Genomic DNA, 509 nt, shown 5'->3' on the forward strand with positions numbered 1-509 from the left:
CGCCATCGGTCTCGCCGTGGCTGTCTCGGTGCTGTCGGGCGTGATCATCGTCCTCGGCGTCACCCGCGGCATCGCCTCGGTGGTGCGGCCGATGCAGGCGCTGATCGCCGGCGACCTGTCGGCCGAGATCCCGTACCAGGGCGAGAAGACCGAGATCGGCACCATCGCGTCCGCCGTCGCGGTGTTCAAGCAGGGGCTCGTCCAGATGAAGGCGCTGGAGGCCGAGACCGCGCAGGCGCGCCTCGCCGCCGAGGAGCAGCGCCGGATCGGCATGCGCCAGATGGCCGACAGCTTCGAGGCCGCGGTTGGCGGCATCGTCGGGCAAGTCTCCGCCTCCGCGACGGAGTTGCAGGCCACCGCCGGCTCCATGTCGGCCATGGCGGGGCAGACCTCGGCGCAGTCCGGTGCGGTCGCGGCCGCCGCCGAGGAGGCGGCCTCGAATGTCAGCACCGTCGCGGCGGCCGCCGAGGAACTCGGCGCATCGGTCCAGGAGATCGGACGTCAGGTCC

The 509-nt window shown here is 72.5% G+C and carries 1 protein-coding gene; it reads left to right on the forward strand.

Translation table 11 applies throughout. The features are described from left to right. Positions 1 to 509, forward strand: a 509-nt coding sequence (locus ACU8YC_RS26305) for a hypothetical protein (protein ID WP_446896163.1), incomplete at both ends; no start/stop codon positions are given.

The sequence above is a fragment of the Citrobacter sp. VF227 genome, from assembly GCF_052950715.1.